Annotated in this window: 19 protein-coding genes; 11 read left to right on the forward strand and 8 right to left on the reverse strand. The window is 64.6% G+C overall.

Annotated features, from left to right (window positions below):
• Positions 1-532: 532 nt before the first annotated feature.
• Genes gspK through LPA37_RS26910 form a run of 4 tightly spaced genes read left to right on the forward strand, consistent with a single transcriptional unit; the run spans position 533 to position 4,356 of the window.
• Positions 533-1,654 carry a type II secretion system minor pseudopilin GspK gene (gene gspK, locus LPA37_RS26895; RefSeq protein WP_407672633.1) on the forward strand — a complete coding sequence of 374 codons (1,122 nt, stop codon included), beginning with the start codon at positions 533-535 and terminating at the stop codon, positions 1,652-1,654.
• 20 nt (positions 1,655-1,674) lie between these two features.
• The gene (gene gspL / locus LPA37_RS26900) at positions 1,675-3,066 is read left to right on the forward strand and encodes a type II secretion system protein GspL (RefSeq protein ID WP_229014168.1); all 1,392 of its coding nucleotides are present in this window, start codon (positions 1,675-1,677) and stop codon (positions 3,064-3,066) included.
• The gene (locus LPA37_RS26905) at positions 3,063-3,566 is read left to right on the forward strand and encodes a type II secretion system protein M (protein ID WP_229014169.1); all 504 of its coding nucleotides are present in this window, start codon (positions 3,063-3,065) and stop codon (positions 3,564-3,566) included. Before gspL ends, LPA37_RS26905 begins: the two co-directional genes overlap by 4 nt.
• A gap of 10 nt (positions 3,567-3,576) precedes the next feature.
• A complete protein-coding gene (locus tag LPA37_RS26910; RefSeq protein ID WP_229014170.1) occupies positions 3,577-4,356 on the forward strand; it encodes a type II secretion system protein N in 780 nt (259 codons plus the stop codon).
• Positions 4,357-4,395: 39 nt separating this feature from the next.
• Here LPA37_RS26910 and LPA37_RS26915 read toward each other — a convergent pair whose 3' ends face one another.
• Together LPA37_RS26915 and LPA37_RS26920 are read right to left on the reverse strand one after the other, a co-directional pair.
• Positions 4,396-6,021, reverse strand: coding sequence for an efflux transporter outer membrane subunit (locus LPA37_RS26915; RefSeq protein ID WP_324251907.1), 1,626 nt, complete (start codon positions 6,019-6,021; stop codon positions 4,396-4,398).
• 232 nt (positions 6,022-6,253) lie between these two features.
• On the reverse strand, positions 6,254-6,610 hold the full coding sequence (locus LPA37_RS26920; RefSeq protein WP_229014171.1) for a hypothetical protein: 357 nt from the start codon (positions 6,608-6,610) through the stop codon (positions 6,254-6,256).
• A gap of 259 nt (positions 6,611-6,869) precedes the next feature.
• Between LPA37_RS26920 and LPA37_RS26925 the strand changes: the two genes are divergently transcribed.
• Together LPA37_RS26925 and LPA37_RS26930 are read left to right on the forward strand one after the other, a co-directional pair.
• The gene (locus LPA37_RS26925) at positions 6,870-7,331 is read left to right on the forward strand and encodes a MarR family winged helix-turn-helix transcriptional regulator (RefSeq protein WP_228978720.1); all 462 of its coding nucleotides are present in this window, start codon (positions 6,870-6,872) and stop codon (positions 7,329-7,331) included.
• A 151-nt stretch (positions 7,332-7,482) separates the two neighbouring features.
• Positions 7,483-9,063 carry a DHA2 family efflux MFS transporter permease subunit gene (locus tag LPA37_RS26930; protein WP_324251908.1) on the forward strand — a complete coding sequence of 527 codons (1,581 nt, stop codon included), beginning with the start codon at positions 7,483-7,485 and terminating at the stop codon, positions 9,061-9,063.
• Positions 9,064-9,087: 24 nt separating this feature from the next.
• Here the strand turns inward: LPA37_RS26930 and LPA37_RS26935 are convergent, their stop codons facing one another.
• The 4 genes from LPA37_RS26935 to ada form a co-directional block, all read right to left on the reverse strand.
• Positions 9,088-9,588 (reverse strand): hypothetical protein, encoded by a 501-nt coding sequence (locus tag LPA37_RS26935; RefSeq protein ID WP_229014172.1) that lies wholly within the window; start codon positions 9,586-9,588, stop codon positions 9,088-9,090.
• A gap of 130 nt (positions 9,589-9,718) precedes the next feature.
• Positions 9,719-11,332 carry a glutamate--cysteine ligase gene (gene gshA, locus LPA37_RS26940; protein ID WP_229014173.1) on the reverse strand — a complete coding sequence of 538 codons (1,614 nt, stop codon included), beginning with the start codon at positions 11,330-11,332 and terminating at the stop codon, positions 9,719-9,721.
• 236 nt (positions 11,333-11,568) lie between these two features.
• Complete coding sequence (locus LPA37_RS26945; RefSeq protein ID WP_229014174.1) at positions 11,569-12,495, reverse strand: DNA-3-methyladenine glycosylase family protein; 927 nt, start codon at positions 12,493-12,495, stop codon at positions 11,569-11,571.
• Complete coding sequence (gene ada / locus LPA37_RS26950) at positions 12,492-13,625, reverse strand: bifunctional DNA-binding transcriptional regulator/O6-methylguanine-DNA methyltransferase Ada (RefSeq protein WP_229014175.1); 1,134 nt, start codon at positions 13,623-13,625, stop codon at positions 12,492-12,494. Before ada ends, LPA37_RS26945 begins: the two co-directional genes overlap by 4 nt.
• Before the next feature lie 427 nt (positions 13,626-14,052).
• Between ada and LPA37_RS26955 the strand changes: the two genes are divergently transcribed.
• On the forward strand, positions 14,053-14,478 hold the full coding sequence (locus LPA37_RS26955; RefSeq protein WP_228978729.1) for a VOC family protein: 426 nt from the start codon (positions 14,053-14,055) through the stop codon (positions 14,476-14,478).
• 40 nt (positions 14,479-14,518) lie between these two features.
• On the opposite strand, the gene LPA37_RS26960 is transcribed toward LPA37_RS26955, so the two are convergent.
• Both LPA37_RS26960 and LPA37_RS26965 read right to left on the reverse strand, forming a co-directional pair.
• On the reverse strand, positions 14,519-15,073 hold the full coding sequence (locus LPA37_RS26960) for a YaeQ family protein (protein ID WP_228978730.1): 555 nt from the start codon (positions 15,071-15,073) through the stop codon (positions 14,519-14,521).
• A gap of 66 nt (positions 15,074-15,139) precedes the next feature.
• The gene (locus tag LPA37_RS26965; protein WP_228978731.1) at positions 15,140-16,117 is read right to left on the reverse strand and encodes a LysR family transcriptional regulator; all 978 of its coding nucleotides are present in this window, start codon (positions 16,115-16,117) and stop codon (positions 15,140-15,142) included.
• Between the two features lie 179 nt (positions 16,118-16,296).
• Here LPA37_RS26965 and LPA37_RS26970 point away from each other — a divergent pair, with 179 nt between their 5' ends.
• The 4 genes from LPA37_RS26970 to araH all read left to right on the forward strand — a co-directional run bounded on the left by LPA37_RS26970 (position 16,297) and on the right by araH (position 21,565).
• A complete protein-coding gene (locus LPA37_RS26970) occupies positions 16,297-17,760 on the forward strand; it encodes an aldehyde dehydrogenase family protein (RefSeq protein WP_229014176.1) in 1,464 nt (487 codons plus the stop codon).
• Between the two features lie 141 nt (positions 17,761-17,901).
• Complete coding sequence (locus LPA37_RS26975; RefSeq protein ID WP_228978733.1) at positions 17,902-18,906, forward strand: arabinose ABC transporter substrate-binding protein; 1,005 nt, start codon at positions 17,902-17,904, stop codon at positions 18,904-18,906.
• A gap of 68 nt (positions 18,907-18,974) precedes the next feature.
• Positions 18,975-20,507: an L-arabinose ABC transporter ATP-binding protein AraG gene (araG, locus tag LPA37_RS26980; protein WP_228978734.1), complete on the forward strand. Its 1,533-nt coding sequence runs from the start codon at positions 18,975-18,977 to the stop codon at positions 20,505-20,507.
• Between the two features lie 44 nt (positions 20,508-20,551).
• On the forward strand, positions 20,552-21,565 hold the full coding sequence (gene araH, locus LPA37_RS26985) for an L-arabinose ABC transporter permease AraH (RefSeq protein WP_228978735.1): 1,014 nt from the start codon (positions 20,552-20,554) through the stop codon (positions 21,563-21,565).
• Positions 21,566-21,774: the final 209 nt, after the last annotated feature.

The raw sequence follows: 21,774 nt of genomic DNA on the forward strand, positions 1-21,774 counted from the left end.
AAGAAAGGCGCTTCGACAACTCATCTTTTCCCGGTGTGTCATCGTTGGGGAATGGCAACCCATGAAGTGTCGCCCCCGCACTTCACCCGGCATCGGTCCCCGCGCGATTCCATCTCGCGCGCGTCCAGTGCAAGTGACAAAGCCGTCATTCACCCGACTCCACGCTTCGCGTGTCGCCGAAGGGTTCACCGCCCTCTCCGCTTTTGTTGTTTCCGGTTTGCGTGATCTTTTGGGTGTCCGCGCTCAAGCGGCGTCGCGGGTTGCCAGCCGGACCCTTCCGCGACGCACGCAGTGCGAAGCGGGATGGATGAGCCCTTTGTCACGGACGATTGTTTTGCGAGGAGTGGTCTCGTGCGCGGGCCTAAGTGGTTCTGGCGCGATGCCGACACTTCATGGGTTGCCATTCCCCGCGTGTGACACACCTGGAAAAGATGAGTTGTCGAAGCGCCTTTCTTTTGCCTACTTTTCTTTGGCAAGGCAAAGAAAAGTAGGTGCCGCCCCGCACAGGGGCAACGCCAATAGACCGACGCGAATACAAGGAAAGGCCAACAAAAAACCTGACCAGAAAACGAAAAACCAGAAAACAAAAAACCAGAACGGTGCGGCAATCATAACCGCGCTCCTGGTCGTAGCGCTCTCAGCCATTCTGGTCTCCGGCATGCTCTGGCGCCAGCAAGTACAAATCCGAAGGATCGAAAACCAGCGATTACTGGCCCAGGCCCAGTGGGTATCCCGTGGCGCGCTCGACTGGACGCGCCTCATCCTCCGTTCGGAAGGTGACACTTCCGCCGGTATCACCTACCTCGGCGGCATCTGGGGCGTACCCATCGCCAAAACACGTCTGTCGGATTTCCTCGGCCAGATCGGTGAAGTGCGCGCGGCCCAGGGCGCGGACACGTATCTGTCCGGCTCCATCGAAGACGCCCAGGCAAAATTCAACCTGCGAAACCTCGTCTCGAGCCCGGCGCCCGGCGCGCTGCAACTGAACATCGAACAGATCCAGTCGTTCCAGCGCCTCCTCGCGCTCCTCGGCGTCGACGGCCAGCTCGCAAAGAACACCGCCGTCCAGCTGCGCGCCAGCCTCGGTCAGTCCGCCACCCGCTTCCAGACGCCATCGACCACCCCCACCGCAACGTCCCAAAACGCCCCGCAGCAAGGCGGCATCACCGGCAACAGCAACTTCACCGATCAACCCGGCCTCGCCGACAGCAATGACAACTCCGCCGTCGCCCCGCTTCAGATGACAAGCGTCGATTCGCTGCTCGACATCCCCGGCTTCACGCGCGAAACGGTCGAGCGCCTGCGCCCGTTCGTCACCGTTCTGCCAACCACATCGGCCATCAACATGAACACCGCCCCCGCCGAGGTAATCGCAGCCGTCGTGCCGGGGATGAGCCTCTCGAGCGCGCAGGCGTTCGTCGCGCGTCGCGAGACGGTGTTCTTTCGTAACGTCGGCGACGTGCAGCTTGCGTTGCGCGGCGCAGGCGTGCAGCTTGCGGTGTATGACCCGAACATGCTCGACGTCAATACGAACTACTTCTTGATCCACGGACGCGTTCAGCACGAACGCGCGGAAGTGGACCGCACCACGCTCGTCTATCGCGATCCAATGACTCACACTACGCGTATCGTGCGTGGACGCGACCAGCTATGAATAATCGGAGAGACTGACCTTTGAGCACCCTGATCGTCCTGTTGCCGCCGCGTGACCCGGCGGTGCCTTCGCAGGAATGGCAACTACCGGACATGCCGTTCCTGCTGCTCGACAAGGCAGGTCGCACGCAGCGCGCCGGCCGCTCGGCGCTCGCGCTGCTGCCGCGCGCGTCGTCGACCGTGCTGATGGTCGCCGCCCGCGATCTCCTGATGCTCGCCGCGACGGTGCCGCCGCTCAAAGGCCCGCGGCTGCGTCAGGCACTGCCGAACGTCATCGAGGATCAACTGATCCAGGACCCGCAAACCTGTCACATCGCCCTCGATCCGCAACCGCTCGCAGCCGGACGCCATCTGCTCGCGATCGTCGATCGCGGCTGGTTCCGGTTTGTCGTCGAAGGCTTTCAGGCCGCAGGGCACCGCAACCTGCGCGCCGTGCCCGTCACACGCTGTCTGCCGCCAGCCGTTGCGGCCGAAACGGCAGACGCGCTCGAAGAAGCAGTCGCGCTCGCCAACGCCGATGCCGCCTCGACCCGCGTGGCACCCGGCACAACCGGCGCAACCGGTGCAACGCCCGCCACCGTGCCGGCAGCGACGCCCATCGTCGCCGCGGTGCTGGGCCGCGTCGTCCCGACTGCGCCCGCGTTGCTGCTCGAACCGGCACTCGATCACGCAACGCCGCGCGTCGAACTCGCAATCGTTCGAGGCACGCAAGGCGAAGGTCTGGCGGTGCCCGCCACAGCCGTTCCCGCGACGCTCGGCGCGCTCGCCGGTGCCGCGCCCGTCACGCTTTACGCGCTCACCGATCTGCCCGGCAACGAGCCGCGTCTCACGTCGAATGCCGCGCTCGTGAGCGGCGCGCAGCCGCTCACGTTCGAGGCGCTCGCGCGCCGCGCGCCCGAATGCCGTTTCGATCTGTGCCAGTTCGAGTTCGCGTCGCAGCCGTGGCGCCTCGATCGCGCGACGCTGCGTCATCTGCGCGTGCCGCTACTGCTCGCGGTTGCGTCGCTCGTGGTCGCGATCATTGGCGCCAATGTGCAGTGGATAATGCTCGCGCGCGAACGCGACAACATCAATGCGCAGATGACCGAGCTGCTCCTCAATGCGTTCCCGAAGACGACCGTCGTGCTCGACGCGCCCGACCAGATGTCGCGCCAGTTGCAGCAGTTGCGTGTTGCCGCGGGCGAACTCTCTCCGGACGATTTTCTTTCGATAGCGGATCGCCTCGCGCGCTCGCTTGGCAGCATTCCGGTGAACGGCATCGCCGCGCTCGACTATCACGACCGGCGTCTCGACGTGACGTTCAAACCTGAAGTGAAGGTCGACGCCGATCTCGGCAAACGCCTCGCGCGCAACGGCCTGAACGGTGCGATCGACAGCAGCACCGGCAAGTGGACCATCAGGAACGGACAATGAACACAGTACTGGCGGATACCTGGGCCGGATTCTGGGACGCGCGCACGATGCGCGAAAAGACGCTGCTGACGTGGGGCGGCGCGGCGATTGCCGTCGTGCTCGCGTGGTCGGTGCTATGGGTGCCGGCGCAGGAAGGCCGCGCGCATCTGCGTGAGACGCTGCCCACGATGCGTAGCCAGCTCGCGCGGATGACGGCGCAGGCCAACGACGCGCGTGCGCTGTCGGCGGCCGCGCAAGGTGTCGCGCCAACGGGCGGCGCGCTGAAAGATGCGCTCAGTGCCTCGCTGACCAATCACGGGCTTGCGGCGACGCAGGTGCAGGTGATCGGCAACGCGGTGCAGATCCAGTTGAAGAACGCGTCATTCCCGGCGTGGACGGCCTGGCTCGACGACGCGCGCAAGCAGTTCAAGGTGCAGGTCGCCGAGGCGCACGTGAGCGCGCTGAAGGACGACGGACAGGTCGACCTGACGGCCTCGCTCCAGCCTTCGACTGTCAAATGAGCGTTCACCGATGAACTTCTGGATGCGCCGGATGCGCGCGGTGGTGCCGTGGGTGCTGGTTGCCGTGCTGTCGAACGTTGCCGTGCTGCTGGTACTGCTGCCCGCCGCGTGGGTCACGCCGCAATTCGCCAGCGCGACGCGTGGCCACGTGAATCTCGTCGACCCGGCGGGTTCGCTCTGGAACGGCTCGGCCACGCTGATGCTCGCCGCGGGCGACGACCCCTCGGGCGCGACGCTGCTGCCTGGCCGCATCGAGTGGCACACGGCGTTCTGGCCGCTGTTCACGGGCCGCGTGCGCATGCGGATGCGTCAGACCGAAGCGATGCCCGATGCGATCACGCTCGACGCCACGATGCGTGGCGCGACGGTGACGGGCGGCAGCATCGCGGTGCCGGCCTCGCTGCTTGCGGGCCTCGGCGCGCCGTTCAACACACTCGATCTGCACGGCGACGTGCGCCTCGCGTGGACCGACTGGCGCACGCTTGGCAGTGAGGCGTTCGGCCAGCTCAACGTCACGCTCGGTGAGATGAGCTCGCGGGTGTCGCCGGTGAAGCCGCTCGGTTCGTACCGGGTGGCCGTGCAGGCGGTGGGCGCGAGTTCGACGGTCGATCTGTCGACACTGAAAGGCCCGTTGATGCTCGCCGGTCACGGCACGGTGCAGCAGGCACACACGTCGTTTCAGGGCACGGCCAGCGCGGCGCCCGAGCAGCGCGACAACCTCGCCGGACTCCTGAATCTGCTCGGCCGGCGAACCGGCCCGGATACGGTGGCGCTGAGTTTCGCGCATTGAGCGGCCCGAGGGTCGCATGAAGCAAGCTGGCCCGGTTGCCTACTTCTGCGCGACGACGGGCTGTTGCACGGCGCTTTCGCCTGCTCCCTTACCTTGTGCCGGCGCGGTTGCCGCGACCGGTGCTGAAGCGGCGGGTGCCGCGGCGGGCGCGCTCACGCTGCCCGTTTCGCGATCCATCTGCGCGACGTCCCAGCCGCCGCCGAGCGCCTTCACCAGTCCGACCGACGACACCATCCGCTGACCTGCGATGCTCGCCAGCTTCTGCTCGGCGGTGAACGCCGTGGTCTGCGCGGTCAGCACGTTGACGTAGCCCACGGTGCCGGCCTTGTACTCGTTCTCGACGATGTCGCGCGCCTGGCGGGCCGAATCGACGGCCTGCTGCTGAACCACGATTTCCCGCTCGAGAATGCGCAGTGACGCGAGGTTGTCCTCGACGTCCTGGAACGCGGCGAGCACGGTTTGCCGGTAGACGGCGACGTTCTGGTCGTAGGTCGCACGCGCGGCATCGGTCTGCGCGCTGCGCAGGCCCGCGTCGAAGATCGTCGCGGCGAGTTGCGGGCCGAGCGTCCAGAATCGCGACGGCGCCGTCAGCAGTTGCGAAAGCACCGAGCTTTCGAAGCCGCCGCTCGCCGTCAGCGTCAGTGTCGGGAAAAACGCCGAAATGGCCACGCCAATCTGTTCGTTGGCGGCGGCCGCCTTGCGCTCCGCCGAAGCGATATCCGGCCGGCGTTCGAGCAGCGCCGAAGGCATCTGCGCGGGGACGGCAGGCGGCGTCGCGTCGAGCGGCGAAGGCGGGATCGCGAACGTCGAAGCCGGCTCGCCGACCAGCACGGCGATCGCGTGCTCGTCCTGCGCGCGCGCGACGCCGTTGTCGATCGCCGCGGCCTGCGCGGACTGCAGTTGCGTCTGCGCCTGGATGACATCCGAACGCGCGACGACGCCCTGCCGGTACTGGTTCTGCGTCAGTTGCAGCGAGCGGGTGTAGGCGGCGACGGTGTCGTCGAGCAACTTCTGCGTGGCATCGAGCGAGCGCAGCGAGAAATACGTCTGCGCGAGCGTGGCCTGCGCGGAGAGACGCGCGTTGGCGAGATCGGCTGCGGCGCCTTGCTGCCCGGCTTCCTGCGAATTCACCGAGCGGCTTACCTGGCCCCAGAGATCCGGTTCCCAGGACGCATCGAGCCCGAGGTTGTAGCTGTTGCTGATCGAACCGGAACTGCTGAGGCCGATGGACGTACCGTTCGAACCCGTTACCGAACTCGTCGAACTGCGCGATGGCGTGCGTTGCCGCGTGCCGCCCGCCGATGCGCTGATGACCGGGAAGTATGCCGCCCTTGCCTCGCCGACGAGCGCGCGCGCCTGACGATAAGCCGCGGCGAACTGCGCGACGGTCTGGTTCGACTGGTTGAGTTTTTCTTCGAGCGCGTTCAGCTGCGGATCGTTGTAGATCGCCCACCACGTGCCGCGATCGGCCTGGTCGGCCGGTTGCGCGACTTTCCAGCCCTCGGCTGCTTCCTTGTACGACGCGGGCACCTGGACGGCAGGTCGCTTGTAGTCAGGGCCAACCGCGCAGCCCGCGAGCGCGAGCGCGAGCATCGCGCAAGCGCCGGCTAGCGTCAGGACGCGGGGCGCGACCGCAGGCGGGCGCGTGGTCTGTTCAAACTGCATGCAATGAGTTCCTTTCGATCCGGCCCGCCGCACAACGGAATGCGCCACGCGACCGCCATGACTGGCCGAAGCGCGACAGCGCGGCGCACCGGGATGGTAGCGCACGCGTTGCATAAGACGTGGAAAACTGAAAGGGTAATGCGGCGGACGTCGAAGGTGTGTTACTGACGGTTTCGGCGCGGTTACACCGCGTTACCGCCGATGCGCTGCGCGGCGCCAGATGGCGAGGCGCTTAAGTGCGCGAATCGCAGGTCTGGCGTGCCTGTTTGCCGGCCGCGGCACGGCACGGCGGCGCATCGCAGCGCGTCTGGCAGAGATTTGCGCTCGACGGCGCGGTGGCAACCGGCTTGCCGGCCTGGTCCGAACCCGAAGCCAGCTGGCCGGTGGGCGCAACCGCGGCGCGATCGCGAACGGCGCGCCGGTGATCGATCCATGCAAAGACCATTACCGCAACCGACCCACCCGGCAACACGAACATGACCACGTACAGCGCCAGCTTCCACCAGCGGTTGGGCCCCTGGAAAGTCTGGAGCGCGGAACCGGTCAGGGAGCGGCTCAGGCCGCCAAGGGTGTTTTTCAGGTACAGCATTGCAGGCAATCCTCAGTGCAGCGGCACATGCCGGTGCGGTTCAATCGGTCAGAACATGGTCTCGTGATGGCGCAGGTCGCGCTTAACTCATTGCCTGTCATAATATTGACTATGCAATTAAATTTCAACATACTTTGGGCCTTGTCCGATTGACTGTTGTTTTTTTGTTGCAGCGCGCCATCGCGGATAGTCCTTTGCGCTGTCTGCCCAGGCAGATAGAATCCCGCTTCAATGAAATCGACGTTTCCGGCGGCACGCAATGATTGATGGACCTGACGACAGCAAGGAGATGCGCCTTGAAGCGAGTCTTGGCTATTACCTGTCGAAAGCGCGCAACGTGCTTGCCCAGCGGATGGACCGGGCGGTCGGACCGCTTGGGCTCACGTCGTCGCAGATTGGCGTGATCCTGCTGTTGTCGTGCGGGCGGGCGCATACGCCGTACGAGCTGTCACGGGCGATGTCCTACGACAGCGGCTCGATGACACGCATGCTGGACCGGCTCGAAAAGAAGGGTTTCATCGCGCGGAGCCGCAGCGATGCGGACCGCCGGATGGTTGAACTGGAGTTGACGTCCGAAGGCAAGGAAGCGGCACGCGTGCTGCCGGAGATCGGATCGGCTGTGCTCGACGAGCAGTTACGGGGTTTTTCGGAGAACGATCTGGCGACGCTCGTCAGCCTGCTCGAGCGCTTCATCCAGAACGGCCCGGCGGTGGACGAATAAAGAGAAGGCGCCTTGAGGCGCCTGTTTTTTGGGCATTTATCTGTCTGGGCAGAGAATGTCGGAGCATGCAAGGAGCGCCCTGGACGTGCTCCGAACGCTTTCATAAGCATGCCGCGACAAGCTTTTCCCGCAGGCAAAGGAGATTGCGACAATGTCAGCTTCCGCTACGACCACCGCCGACGGGCCGATGCAACCGGCCCAACCGGCCCAGCCCGCGCCGCTCGCCGGCGGCGCGCTCGCCTTGCTGACGCTCGGCCTCGCGCTTGGCACGTTCATGGAAGTGCTCGATACCTCCATTGCCAACGTCGCGGTGCCGACCATTTCCGGCAGCCTCGGCGTGGCGACGAGTGAAGGCACATGGGTGATTTCGTCGTATTCGGTGGCGTCGGCGATTGCGGTGCCGCTGACCGGCTGGCTCGCGCGGCGCGTCGGCGAGGTGCGCCTTTTCACGCTTTCCGTGCTCCTGTTCACGATTGCCTCGGCGATGTGCGGCCTTGCGCACAATTTCGAATCGCTGATCGCGTTCCGGCTGGTCCAGGGGCTCGTGTCGGGTCCGATGGTGCCGTTGTCGCAGACCATCCTGATGCGCTCGTATCGGCCCGAAAAACGCGGGCTTGCGCTGGGCCTGTGGGCGATGACCGTGATCGTCGCGCCGATCTTCGGCCCGGTGATGGGCGGCTGGATCACCGACAACTACACGTGGCCGTGGATCTTCTATATCAACGTGCCGATCGGGCTCTTCTCGGCGGTGTGCGCGTTTTTCCTGCTGCGCGGCCGCGAAACGAAGACGACGCGGCAGCGCATCGACGCCGTCGGGCTCACGCTGCTCGTGATCGGCGTGTCGTGTCTGCAGATGGTGCTCGACCTCGGCAAGGATCGCGACTGGTTCAATTCGACCTTCATCGTCACGCTCGGGCTCATCGCGGTGGTGTCGATCGCGTTCATGCTCGTGTGGGAGATGACGGAGAAGGAGCCCGTCATCGATCTCTCGCTCTTCAAGGACCGCAACTTCGCGCTGGGCGTGCTGATCATCTCGTTCGGCTTCATGGCGTTCTTCGGCTCGGTCGTGATCTTTCCGCTCTGGCTGCAGACGGTGATGGGCTACACGGCGGGCCTTGCGGGTCTCGCGACGGCGCCTGTCGGTTTGCTGGCGCTCGTGCTGTCGCCGCTCATCGGGCGAAACATGCACCGGCTCGATTTGCGGATGGTGGCGAGCTTCGCGTTTTGCGTATTCGCGTTCGTGTCGCTGTGGAACTCGACTTTCACGCTCGACGTGCCGTTCAGCCACGTGATCTGGCCGCGTCTCGTGCAGGGCATCGGCGTCGCGTGCTTCTTCGTGCCGATGACGACGATCACGTTATCGAGCGTGTCCGACGAGCGTCTCGCGAGCGCGTCGGGCCTGTCGAATTTCTTCCGGACGCTCTCAGGCGCGATCGGCACCGCGGTCAGCACGACGTACTGGGAAAACGACGCGATCTATCACCACGCGGTGCTGTCGGAGTCGGTCAACGCCTATTCGTCGAATACGACGGCGTATAGCAACGCGTTGTCGAGCTTGGGCATCGCCGGCCAGAGCATCACGGCGCAGATCAACCAGATCGTCACGCAGCAGGGCTACATGATGGCGACCAACGACTTCTTCCGGATCTCGTGCGTCGGTTTTGTGGTGCTCGCGGGCCTCGTGTGGATCACGAAGCCAAGGAAAGGCGCGTCGCCGTCGATGGGACACTAACGGTATCGCTTTGCGACGCCTGGCTCACTGCGTCACGGGCCCGCCGGTCGGCGCATGAGTGGACTGGAGCGGTCCGGTTTCAAGCTGCATCGCGGCGGCGGGCGCCGAAGCGGGTTGTTGTCCTGCCGGGCTCACGCTTGCCGCGCTGCCGCGCACGAAACGCTTGAAATCGGCGCCGGCTTCCCACGGGTTCGGCTGGCAACCCATCGCGCTGTCGCAATGCGCGGCGAAACCGATCGTCGCGGTACCGTCCTTGTTCTCCGTCTTCGTGATCTGGTAGGCGAGCGCCCGTTTGCCGCCATCCGGGCCAGCGGTCTGGATGAGCGTATCGCTGACCGATTGCAGCGCGTAACTCGATACCTGTGTAACCCACGCCTGTGCCCGCTTCCACCACATATCGCATTCGGTCCTGTTCGCACAGGTAAGCGGTGCGGTTGCGATCTGCAACGTGTCGGGATCGACCTGGCCGCTGGACGAGCAGCCTGCGGCGAGCGCGCAAAGGACAGCCAGAAGAGCTTTCTTCATCGCAATCCACCCCCCATCGGTTGAGCCGCGCAAGGTGACAGACGTCAAGTCACGCGGCGGCTCACTTCATGTCATGAAGGTTTGACCGGGAGCGGTCAAGGTCGTTTCATGCGCGCGCTGCGCGCTGCACTCACACGCTGAAGCGGTTCAACGTGTACGCGCGATATGCGGCGACGAAGGCGTCGAACGAACCCACTTCTTCACGTTCGAGTTTCGCCTGTTCTTCCAGTGATTTCGCGGCCAGCGCGGCGAACGCCTGAGCCTCGCCGGCGGGCAACGGACGCGCATGAAAAGCCGCCGCATGCGCGGCGCCTTGCGCGAGACCGAATTGCAGGAAGCTCTGTTTCTGGTCGCGCATGGTTTGCAGCACGCGCGCCGATGGCGTGAGCGACACGTCGGCAAGCTTCGCGCGTTGCGCGGCGACTGCGCGTGCATGTACGTCGTCGCCGCGGATCGTGTCCAGGGCGGCGGCGGCAGCATCGATCTTCCCGAACAACTCGTTCGCCCAGTCGAGCATCGGAACCGTCTTGCCGTCGCGCGTCAGTTCGAGCGCGGGCTTGCGGCCTTCCATCGTGACGCGGCCAAAGTTCCGGTTCGCTTCCGCGTAGGCGTCAGGCGGCAGCGCGGCGCTGTCGTCGAGCGCGCAGACGAGCAGATAGGCGTCGAGAAAACGCGCCGTTTCCAGCGAAATGCCGATCGGCTCGAACGGATCGATGTCCATGCAGCGCACTTCGACGTATTGCACACCGCGTGCGGCCAGTGCATGCAACGGCCGCTCGCCGGGATATGTGACGCGCTTCGGACGGATCGTCGAGTAGAACTCGTTTTCGATCTGCAGGACGTTCGTATTGATCTGCACCCACTCGCCGTCGCGCTGCGTGCCGATCGCTTCGTACGGCGGATACGGCTGGCTGACCGCCTTCGCGAGCGCGTCGAGGTAGCCGGGCAGCGTGTCGTAGTCGGCGTGCAGCGCGGCCTGCGCGGTCGTGTTCGAATAGCCGAGATCGCTCATCCGCAGGCTCGTCGCGTACGGGCGATACAGCGTGTCGACGTCGAAGGTGTCGAGCGTGTGCGCGCGCTCGCGCAAAAAGCGCCGGTCGAGCGCCGGCGAAGCGCCGAACAGGTACATCAGCAGCCAGTTCGTGCGGCGGAAATTGCGGATCAGCGCGAGATAACGTTCCGACTGGAAGTCGACCGGATTGGCTGTCGACTGTTGGTCGGCGTGCAGCAATCGCCACACTTCTTCGTTCAGCGAATAGTTGTAGTGAATGCCCGCGATGCATTGCATCGTGCGGCCATAGCGCAGCGCGAGACCGACGCGATATACGTACTTCAGCTTGCCGATATTCGACGTGCCGTAATGCGCGATCGGGATTTCGTCGTCGGCGGGCAGCACGCCTGGCATCGAGTTGTTCCACAGGATCTCGTCGCCGAGTTCAGCGTAGACGAATCGATGCAGTTCATCGAGCTTTTCAAGCGTGATGCTGGCGTCTTTCTCGGCCGGCGTGATCAGTTCGATCAGCGCTTCTGAATAATCGGTGGTCAGCGACGGGTGCGTGAGCGCCGAGCCCAGCACGCGTGGGTGTGGCGTCATCGCGAGATGACCGTCCTGCGTCACGCGCAGGCTTTCTTTTTCGATGCCGCGCAGACCGGTCGTCAGCGCGTCGCGCTGCGGGCCGGAGGTCAGCACGGACAGGCGGTGCGAAAGAGCGTCGGTCGTGCGGATGGGAGTCGTGTTGGGCATTGATGCAGGTCGTGCGCTGTCGGTGCGGTGTGCTACCGGCAACGATCAGCGGAATTTTCGGTAGCGGGCACTTTAACATCTCGCCACGACGGCTGCTTGTGGCCACTCTGGCGGTGCTTTCAGCGTATTCGGGACTTCCCTGGCACTGCGTTTTTTCGCTTTTGCCGTGCCGCCGGGCGGTTCGTCCTGCGGTCCATTCGTTCTACTCCCTGACCGCTTGACCCTGCATCAATTCCCTAGCCTCCGCGTGCGCCCTGTGCGCGGTCGGCGACTTCGTTCCACAGATGCATTGCCGCATACGCTCGCCACGGGCGCCAGGCTTCGGTGCGCGCGCGTTGCTGCGCCGGACGCACGAGCGCCGGGTCGCGCGCGGCGATCGCCTGCATCAGCACCAGATCGAGTGCCGGCCACGCGTCGGCGTCGCGCCACGCGCGCATCGCGACGTATTCGACAGTCCATGGCCCGATTCCCGGTAGCGCGAGCAGTGCCGCACGCATCGTATTGGGGTCGTCGATCCCGGCGCCGTCGACCGGCACCGCGCCCGACGCCACGGCCTGGGCAAAGCCCTGCAATGCGGCGATGCGCTTGCCGGGCATGCCGATCTGCGCGAGATCGACGGCCGCAAGTGCCGCCGGCGTCGGAAAGCGCCACGCAGTGCCTTCGTGCGCATGATCTTCGATGCGCTGGCCGGCGCGCTGCACGAGCCGGCCGATGATCGTGGTGGCGGCTTTCACGCTGACCTGCTGGCCGACGATGGCCCGTACGACCAGCTCGAAACCGGACCACGCGCCGGGCACACGCAGACCGGGCGACGCGTCGACGAGCGGCGCGAGCCACGGGTCGCCGGCGAAATGCGCGCGGATCGCGGCCGGGTCGGCGTGCAGGTCGAACATCCGTGCGATCGGCGCTGCGAGCGCGCCGGCGTGCTGCCCGACGGCACCTTCGAGGCTCGCGAGAATGCAGCGCTTCTTCGGATGAAGGCGGACGGTGAGCGTGCCGCTGTCGCCGGCCCACTCGATGGCGCGCCGGTACGCACCATCTTCGACCGCTTCGACGCCAGGCGTCGCGCGCCCCGCGAAAAAGCGCAGGACACGCGGCCAGTCGAAGGGTGGCTTGAACGGCAGTTCAAGCGTGACAGCGGCAAGCGAGGCGGATGTACTCAAGCGGCGTGATCCATATCGTGGGTTTCAGCGGGCGCGGATGAGCCGCCGACAATGTCCGCGCTGGCGTGGCGTGCTTCCGCGTCCAGCAGCGCAGCCTTGCGCGGCAGACCCCAGCGATAGCCGGCGAGCGCGCCGCCCTTCTGCACGACCCGGTGGCAGGGAATCGCGAGCGCCACCGGGTTGGTCGCGCAGGCGCTGGCCACGGCGCGCACCGCGCGTGGCGAGCCGACCGCTTCGGCGATGTCGGAGTAGCTGCGCGTCTCGCCATACGGAATGCGCCGCAGGGCGTCCCAAACCCGCAATTTAAACGCAGTCGAGGCAATGTCGAGCGGCAGATCGACCTCCTGCCGGCTGCCGCGCAGATACGCGTCGATCTGCGCGATGAACGGCATCAGCGGACCGGCTTCGTCGCGGAGTTCGGCATTGGCGAATTCGACGCGCAGTTCGTCGACGAGCGGCCCCGCATCGTCACCGAAAGCGATCTTGCAGATGCCTTTTTCCGTGGCGGCCACCAGCACGAAGCCGAGCGACGTCGGCGCACTGGCGTAGCGCACGACGAGCCCCGCCCCCTTGCGACGGTACGCCGAAGGCGCCATGCCGAGTTCGGTGGGCGCGGTGTCGTACATGCGCGATGGCGAGCCGAAGCCGGCGTCGACCGTGGCGCGCGTGACGTCTTCGCCTCGCCGTAGCGCGTCGCGCAGCGCGGCGCCGCGTTGGGCGGCCTGATACTCGCGCGGTGACACGCCCATGACGCGCTTGAAAAGGCGCTGCAGATGAAACGGGCTGACGTGTACGGCTTCGCCCAGTTGCGCGAGCGTGACGCGCTGCTGTGGATCGGCGTCGAGCGCCGCGCACGCGCGGTTCACGATCTCGATGTCGCGTGGCAGACGGCCGGGCTGGCAGCGCTTGCAGTCGCGATAGCCGGCGGCGCGGGCGTCATCCGCCGTGTCGAAGAATTCGACGTTTTCGCGGTGCGGCGGCCGCGACGCACACGAAGGACGGCAGAAAACGCCCGTTGTGCGGACGGCGAAGAAAAACGCGCCGTCGGCATCGACGCTGCGTTCGGTGACGGCGGCCCAGCGCTTTGCGTCGGTGGACCAGGCGGTACGGAGGGTGTTCGAGGTGTTCATGACGTTCCCGGAAGGACGGTTTCGATGTTCACCAATGTAGTCGGCATCCCCTCACCCTACGCTCCGGTTCTTGCGCTGTCATTTCGGCCATTCGGCTAACGGACGGGGGTTTGCGCGATGCGCCATAAGTAATATGCGACAAATTGTCATTTCCTCGGGTTTTCCCTTAAAAAGTTATTGCATCGCACCAGGCCGTTGTGTATAGTTGTCTCTGTCTCCTCCATGTCTCCTCCTGATATGGATTCAGCCCGCTCCAATAGAGCGGGCTTTTTTTTGCCTGTTTTTTCTCTGGCGTTACGCCTGCCGGGCCGCGCCAACGGTCATTCAACTCCTTCTGGGGCTTCCGTTTCACGCGCGCCGTCTGCCTCTCCTACACTCTTAGACGACCATCCAGCGGGGTCCAGACCGGAACGAAGGAGAGATTCCCATGAAGTTTCATATTCGCGAGATCGACCATATCGTCATCAGGGTGCGCGATCCCGAGGCGATGACGCGTTTTTACTGCGACGTGCTCGGCTGCAACGTCGAGAAAGAGCAGCCGGACATCGGACTCACGCAGTTACGTGCCGGGCGATCGCTGATCGATTTGCTGAAAGTAGGCGGTCCGATCGACCGTCCGGAGAGCGGCTCGCCAGACGCGGGTCGCAATATGGACCACGTCTGCCTGCGCATCGAGCCGTTCGACGCCGATGCGCTCAGAGCCCATCTGGCCGCGCACGGCGTGCAGCCTGGCGAACAGGCGTTGCGATACGGCGCGGACGGTTACGGGCCTTCGCAGTATCTCTTCGACCCGGAAGGCAATATGGTCGAACTGAAAGGGCCACCCGAAGCGGCGCATTCCAACGCGCTCTAGGCAAGGCATCGGAAGAAACGGCGCGGCACGGAAATACGCGTCAGGCGCCGGCGGGCGCCTTCAGCACCGACCACTCGATCGGCACCGGGTCGGCGGTCGAACTGCCGAGCCACGCCGCGCCGTCCTGCACCGTGCATTGCAGCCGCATCGTCCGTTCGGCCAGGCTGCCGAGCGATGCCGCCACGCCTTCGCCAAGCGACCACACTGTCACGTTGCGCAGCCGTTCCACCTTGCTGCGCACGCCCTGCCACCAGATATCGGACGTGCGTCCCGCGTACGCGATCACAATCACGTCGTTCGCGCGGCCGCTTGCCTTCGCGATGCGGCGTTCGTCCGGCTGGCCGACGTCGATCCAGGTTTCGATGGCGCCCGTCAGGTCCTTTTGCCAGAGATCCGGCTCATCGGTATCCGAGAGGCCCTTGCAGAATTCAAGGCGTTCCTGCGCGAACAGCGCGAAGGCCGCGACACGGACCATCATCCGTTCGTCGGTTTCGGACGGATGGCGGGCGATCGTCAGCTGGTGATCGGCGTAATAGTGCCGGTCCATGTTGGCGATCTGGAGTTCAGCCTTGTAAATCGTCGATTTGATAGCCATGCAGCGTTTTCAGCCCGCTCGCACGGGCGATTCAAAATAAATAGGGATCAGACAGCGGACCGCCGGTTAGCGGGCCGCCGCGGCGTCGAACGGGCCGCCGTAAACATCCGCGGCGGCCGCGCGCAGCGCGCCGAGCACGACCGAAGCCGCGGGTGAAAGCAGATGCGACTGGCGCGTGATGATACCGAAAGCGTCCATCCGGTACGGCAGTTCAATCGGCAGACGCTTCAGCACGCCGTATTGCTGGTACTGCCGCGTGACTTCGTCGGGCAGCACGGCGAGCATGTCGCTTTGCAGAAGCAGGCTCGCGATCGCCAGAAAATTGTTCGTGTTCACCACGTTCTGCGGCGGATTCAGCCCGATCTGCGAAAACATCATGTCGAACCGGTGACGCAGCACGCTGCCCGGCGGATGCAGCACCCAGCCGGCATTCACGATACCGCGCAGCGTCAGCCCGGCTTCGCCTTCGAGCGGATGGCCGGGCCGCGCGACGACGCACAACGGCTCGTCGGCGAGCGGTTCGTAGTGGATCTCCGTCTTCAGCTGATTCTGCCGCTCCAGCACGCGACCGATCATGATATCGAGTTCGCCTTCGGCGACGCGCGGCAACATCACGTCCGACGTTTCGACCTGCACCCAGATCTGCAACCGCGGATATTGCGTCTTCACGCTCGCGATCGCCCGCGGCACCATCGTCGCGACCGCCGCCGCGATCACACCGATGCGCACCTGGCCGGCAAGTCCTTCGCGTAACGCCGATATTTCATCGTGCGCCTGACTGAGGTTCGACAGCACCATCCGGGCGTGGCGAATCATCACTTCGCCGTACAGCGTGGCGTGCATCCCGTGCGGGGTACGGTCGAAGAGGCTCACGCCGAGCATGTCCTCGAGTTCCTTCAGCAATCGCGATGCCGCGGGCTGCGTCATGCCCAGCACATCGGCGGCGCGGCGCACGTTGCCTTCTTCTTCCATCGCCGCGAGCAGCAGCAGCTGCCGCGTTTTCAGCCGCGCGCGCACAAACCAGTTCGAATAGCTGCGGGTCATCGCGTGTCTCGTTCCGTTGTCGTGTCATGCCGCGACGCGCTGGAAAATGCGTCGCAGCGGCGTGAATGCAGTTTTCGCTATACCAGAAACGATATCACGATGTCCCAAAAAGGGATTGGAAAGTTATTGCAGCGACTCATACCATTCGTGGACTTTCAGCGAACCGGCAGTGTGCATTGATGAATCGCGACTTTCTCGTTCCCCTCGTTTCGGGTCCATTCCGGCACTTCATCAACGGTGCGTGGGAATCGGGCGCGACGACCGGGCTTTCCCTGAATCCGTCCGATCTCGATGATCCGGTCGGCGAATATGCACGCGCCGACGCCCGTCAGACCGATGATGCGATCGAAGCAGCAAGCGCTGCGTTTCGTGAGTGGTCACTCACATCGATTCAGCGTCGCGCCGATGCGCTCGATGCGATCGGCAGCGAAATTCTCGCGCGCAAGGACGAACTGGGTCGCCTGCTGGCGCGCGAAGAAGGCAAGACGCTGTCCGAGGCCATCGCCGAAGCGGCGCGCGCCGGCCAGGTTTTCAAGTTCTTCGCGGGCGAAGCGCTGCGCATTCCGGGCGAGCATCTCGCGTCGGTGCGCGGCGGCATCGATATCGACGTGACGCGCGAGCCGGTCGGCGTGATCGGCATCATCGCACCGTGGAATTTCCCGCTCGCCATTCCCGCGTGGAAGATCGCCCCCGCCCTTGCCTACGGCAACTGCGTCGTCTTCAAGCCAGCGGAAACCGTGCCGGCGTGCGCGGCGGCGCTGGCGGGCATCATCGATCGCGCCGGCCTGCCAGCGGGCGTGTTCAACCTTGTGATGGGCAGCGGCCGGCAGGTGGGCGAACGGATCGTCGCGAGCCCGCTCGTGCAGGCGATCAGCTTCACCGGCTCGGTCGCGACGGGCACACGCGTGCTGCAGGCGGCCGCCGCGCGTCAGGCCCGTGTGCAACTGGAAATGGGCGGCAAGAACCCGCTTGTCGTATTGAACGACGCCAATCTGGACACCGCCGTCGATGCCGCGCTGAACGGCGCGTTCTTCTCGACCGGGCAGCGCTGCACGGCGTCGTCGCGGCTGATCGTCGAGCGAGGTGTATTCGAGCCGTTCGTCGCTGCGCTCAAGGCGAAACTTGCCGCGCTGACGGTCGATCACGCGCTCAGGCACGGCACCGACATCGGTCCGGTCGCAAACGAACAGCAGCTTGCAGTGACGCTCGACTACCTGCGCGCCGGGCGCGAGGAAGGCGCGGAACTGGTCGCGGGCGGTCGCCAGCTTGAACGTGCGACGCGCGGTTACTTCCTCGAACCGGCGCTCTTCATCGGCGAACCGGGGCATCGCATCGCGCGCGAAGAGATTTTCGGACCGGTCGCTGTCGCATTTCCCGCCGACGACTACGACCACGCGCTGCATCTCGCGAACGACACGCCGTTCGGCCTGTGCGCGGGCATCTGCACGCAGTCGCTGAAATACGCGCGCCATTTCAGGCGACACAGCCAGAGCGGCATGGTGATGGTGAATCTGCCGACCGCCGGCGTCGATTATCACGTGCCGTTCGGCGGACGAAAGGGCTCGAGCTATGGACCCCGCGAGCAGGGCACGTACGCCGCGGAGTTCTACACGACTGTGAAAACCGCTTACGTCGCGGGCTGAACGCGCGCTGGAGCATGAACCAGCGCCGCACGCGACGTGGCACACCGGCGCACGCGGGCACCCGGATCCGCATGCGTCTGCATTGACCGGCTGCTATCCGCCAGACAGGCATGCAGCTTTAATAATCGAAGGAGACTCTCTGTGAATCGCAAGCTTCGCCGTTTGACGCTGTCCGCGATGGCCGCCGCTGCCCTCGCCGCTCCGTTTGCCGTCCACATGTCGGCACAGGCCGACGAACCGCTGAAAGTCGGCTTCCTCGTGAAGATGCCCGAGCAGGCGTGGTTCATCAACGAACAGAAAGCCGCTACGGCGCTTGGCCAGAAAGAACACTTCTCGGTCGTGAATATCGGCACGCCGGATGGAGAAAAGGTGCTGGCCGCGATCGATAACCTCGGCGCGCAAGGCGCGAAGGGCTTCGTGATCTGCGCGCCCGACGTGCGTCTCGGACCGGCCATTCAGGCGCGCGCGAAGCGCTACAACATGAAGTTCGTCACCGTCGACGACCAGCTCGTCGACTCGACCGGCAAGCCGCTGGCGAACGTGCCGCACCTCGGCATGTCCGCGTTCAAGATCGGCAACCAGGTCGGTCAGGCGATTTCGGATGAAATGAAGCATCGCGGCTGGAAGCCGGAAGAAGTCGGCGCGCTGCGCATCACGAGCTACGAACTGCCGACGGCCAAGTTGCGCACCGACGGCGCGACGCAATCGCTGCTTGCGAACGGCTTCAAGAAGGAAAACATTTTCGACGCCCCGCAAAAGACGACGGACGACGAAGGCGGCTTTAACGCATCGTCGCCGGTGCTGGCACAGCATCCGAACATCAAGAAGTGGGTGATTTTCGCGCTTAACGAAGAAAGCGTGCTGGGCGGCGTGCGCGCCACCGAGCAGCTGCACATTCCCGCAGCGGATGTGATCGGCGTGGGCATCAACGGCGCGGGCGAAGCGTTCGCCGAGTTCCAGAAGAAGGAACCGACGGGCTTCTACGGCACGATCGCCGTCAGCTCGACGAACCACGGCAAGGAAAGCACGGAGAACCTCGTCGAGTGGATCGAGAAAGGCAAGCAGCCGCCTGCCGATACGCAGACCACCGGCAAGCTGATGGTGCGCAGCAACTGGCAGCAAGTGCGTCAGGATCTGGGTATCTAAGGATGCATGTGCGGGGCACACGGCGCGTTTAGCATCGTGCGCCCCGCTCCATCAGCAAGAGGCATTTGATGACCGGTTTATCTCAAGACGAAACGACGGCGCTCGACACGCGCGCCGTCGCTCCGTATCTCCAGCTCGAAGGCATTACCGTGCGATTTCCGGGCGTGCTCGCGCTCGATCAGGTGTCGCTCGGCGTGCGTCGCGGCGAAGTGCACGGTCTCATGGGCGAAAACGGCGCGGGCAAATCGACGCTGCTCAAGGTGCTCTCGGGCGTGAACCACCCCGAAGCGGGCACGTTGTCGCTCAACGGCGCCGTGCAGCAGTTCGCTACGACGAAGGCGGCAATCGAAGCCGGCATCGCGATCATCTATCAGGAACTGCATCTCGTACCGGAACTGACGGTCGCGGAAAACCTGATGCTCGGCGCACTGCCGAACCGCTTCGGCGTGCTCGACGAGAAGGCGCTGGTCAAACGCGCCATTCATGAACTCGACCGGCTCGGCGAGAAGATCGATCCGTCGATGCAGGTGAAGCGTCTGTCGATCGGTCAGCGGCAGATGATCGAAATCGGCAAGGCGTTGATGCGCGACGCGCGCGTGATCGCGTTCGATGAACCGACGAGCTCGCTTTCCTCACGCGAAACGGAGCAGCTTTTCCGCATCATCCGTGCGTTGAAGGCCGAAGGCCGCGCGATCGTCTACGTCACGCACCGGATGGACGAAGTCTACGAACTGTGTGACCGCGTGACCGTGTTTCGCGACGGACGACGCATCGAGACGTTCGACGACGTCGACGGGCTCGATCGCGACCGGCTTATCAGCTGCATGGTGGGCCGTTCGATCAGCGACGTGTACGGCTATCGCGCGCGCGAAACGGGCGCCGTGCAGCTCGACGTCAACGGACTGATGGGACCGGGTCTCTCGGAGCCTGCTTCTTTCACGGCGCGCGCGGGAGAAATCGTCGGCTTCTTTGGTCTTGTCGGCGCGGGGCGTTCTGAACTGATGAAGCTGATCTACGGCGCGGTAAAGCCCACAGCCGGCGAAGTCACGCTCAAGGGCAAGCGCGTGCGGTTCGCCACGCCGCGCGATGCGGTGCGTGCAGGCGTCGCGCTGTGTCCGGAGGATCGCAAGCAGGAAGGTATCGTCGCGATCGCTTCGGTCTCGGACAACCTGAACATCAGCTGCCGCCGCCACTTCAACCGCTTCAACGTGCTGAACAGACGCAAGGAAGCGCAGACCTCGAAGGAATACATCGCGAAGCTTGCGATCAAGACGCGCAGCGGCGATACGCCGATCGGCACGCTGTCGGGCGGCAACCAGCAGAAGGTGATCCTGTCGCGCTGGCTCGCCGAAAAGATCGACGTGTTCCTCATGGACGAGCCGACACGCGGCATCGACGTCGGCGCGCGCAGCGAGATCTACGGCCTGCTGTACGGGCTCGCCGAAGCAGGCCGCACGGTGATCGTCGTGTCGAGCGATCTCGCGGAAGTGATCGGTGTCGCCGATCGCGTGCTCGTGATGAAGGAAGGCCGCATCACGGGCGATCTGCCCAAGGCGCAGGCAACGCCCGACGCGCTCATCAAGCTCGCGCTACCGCGCTGATACATCAGCGCGCGAATCAGGCAATCGAAATGGGAACAGACAACATGCAAACGCAATCCACCAATTCTTCCGCGCCGCCACCGCCGCCGCACGCATCGGCTGGCGTCGGCTCGCGCGCGGCGCGCACGTGGGATCTCATCAACAAGTCCGGCATCGTGATGGTGTTTCTCATCCTGTTCGCGGTGCTGGCCTTGACGGTGCCGGACTTCGTCAGCGCGCGCAATATCCAGGGCCTGCTGCTGTCGGTCACGTTGATCGGCTCGATCTCCGTGACGATGATGTTCGTGCTCGCGCTTGGCGAAGTGGATCTTTCCGTTGCGTCGATCGTCGCGTTTTCGGGCGTCGTGGCGTCGACGCTGATTACCGCGACGCATAGCGTCGTGCTCGGCGTCGCCGCGGGCGTGCTGGCGGGCGGCGCGGTCGGGCTCGTGAACGGCGTGCTGGTCGCGCGCTACAAGATCAACTCGCTGATCGTCACGCTCGCGATGATGGAAGTCGTGCGCGGCCTCGCGTTCATCACCTCGAACGGCGATGCGGTCATGATCTCCGAAGAAAGATTCTTCGACCTGGGCGGCGGTTCGTTCCTCGGCATTTCGTATCCGATCTGGAGCAACATCGTCGGCTTTGTGCTGTTCGGTTTCCTCTTGAAGAAAACCGTGTTCGGCAAGAACGTACTGGCCGTCGGCGGCAACAGCGAAGCGGCTTTGCTCGCGGGTTTGCCGGTGACGCGCATCAAGATCGCCGTGTTCGTGCTGCAAGGACTCGTGACCGGCTTCGCCGGCGTGATGCTCGCGTCGCGGATGAGTCTCGGCGATCCGAAAACATCGGTGGGTCTCGAACTCGGCGTGATTTCCGCCTGCGTGCTCGGCGGCGTGTCGCTGACGGGCGGTGTGGCGACGATTTCCGGCGTACTCGTTGGCGTGTTGATCATGGGCTCGGTGCAGGACGCAATGAGCCTGATGAACGTGCCGACTTTCTATCAATATCTGATTCGCGGCGGAATTCTGTTGCTCGCAGTACTGTTCGATCAGTACCGCCGCAACAAACGCGTGCATTGACGGGTGCCCTCTCGCGCTCGCCGCAACGGTAAAAACAGGAGTTTTCATGGCTGATTCCAAAAAGAACGCGAAGCCGCTTCGCAGCCAGGCCTGGTTCGGCCTGAAGGATCGCGACGGCTTTCTGCATCGCTCGTGGATGAAAAACCAGGGCATCCCGCACGACGAATTCGATGGTCGTCCGGTGATCGGCATCTGTAATACGTGGTCGG

It is taken from the genome of Paraburkholderia gardini, from assembly GCF_907164545.1.
Taxonomy (GTDB): Bacteria; Pseudomonadota; Gammaproteobacteria; order Burkholderiales; family Burkholderiaceae; genus Paraburkholderia; species Paraburkholderia gardini.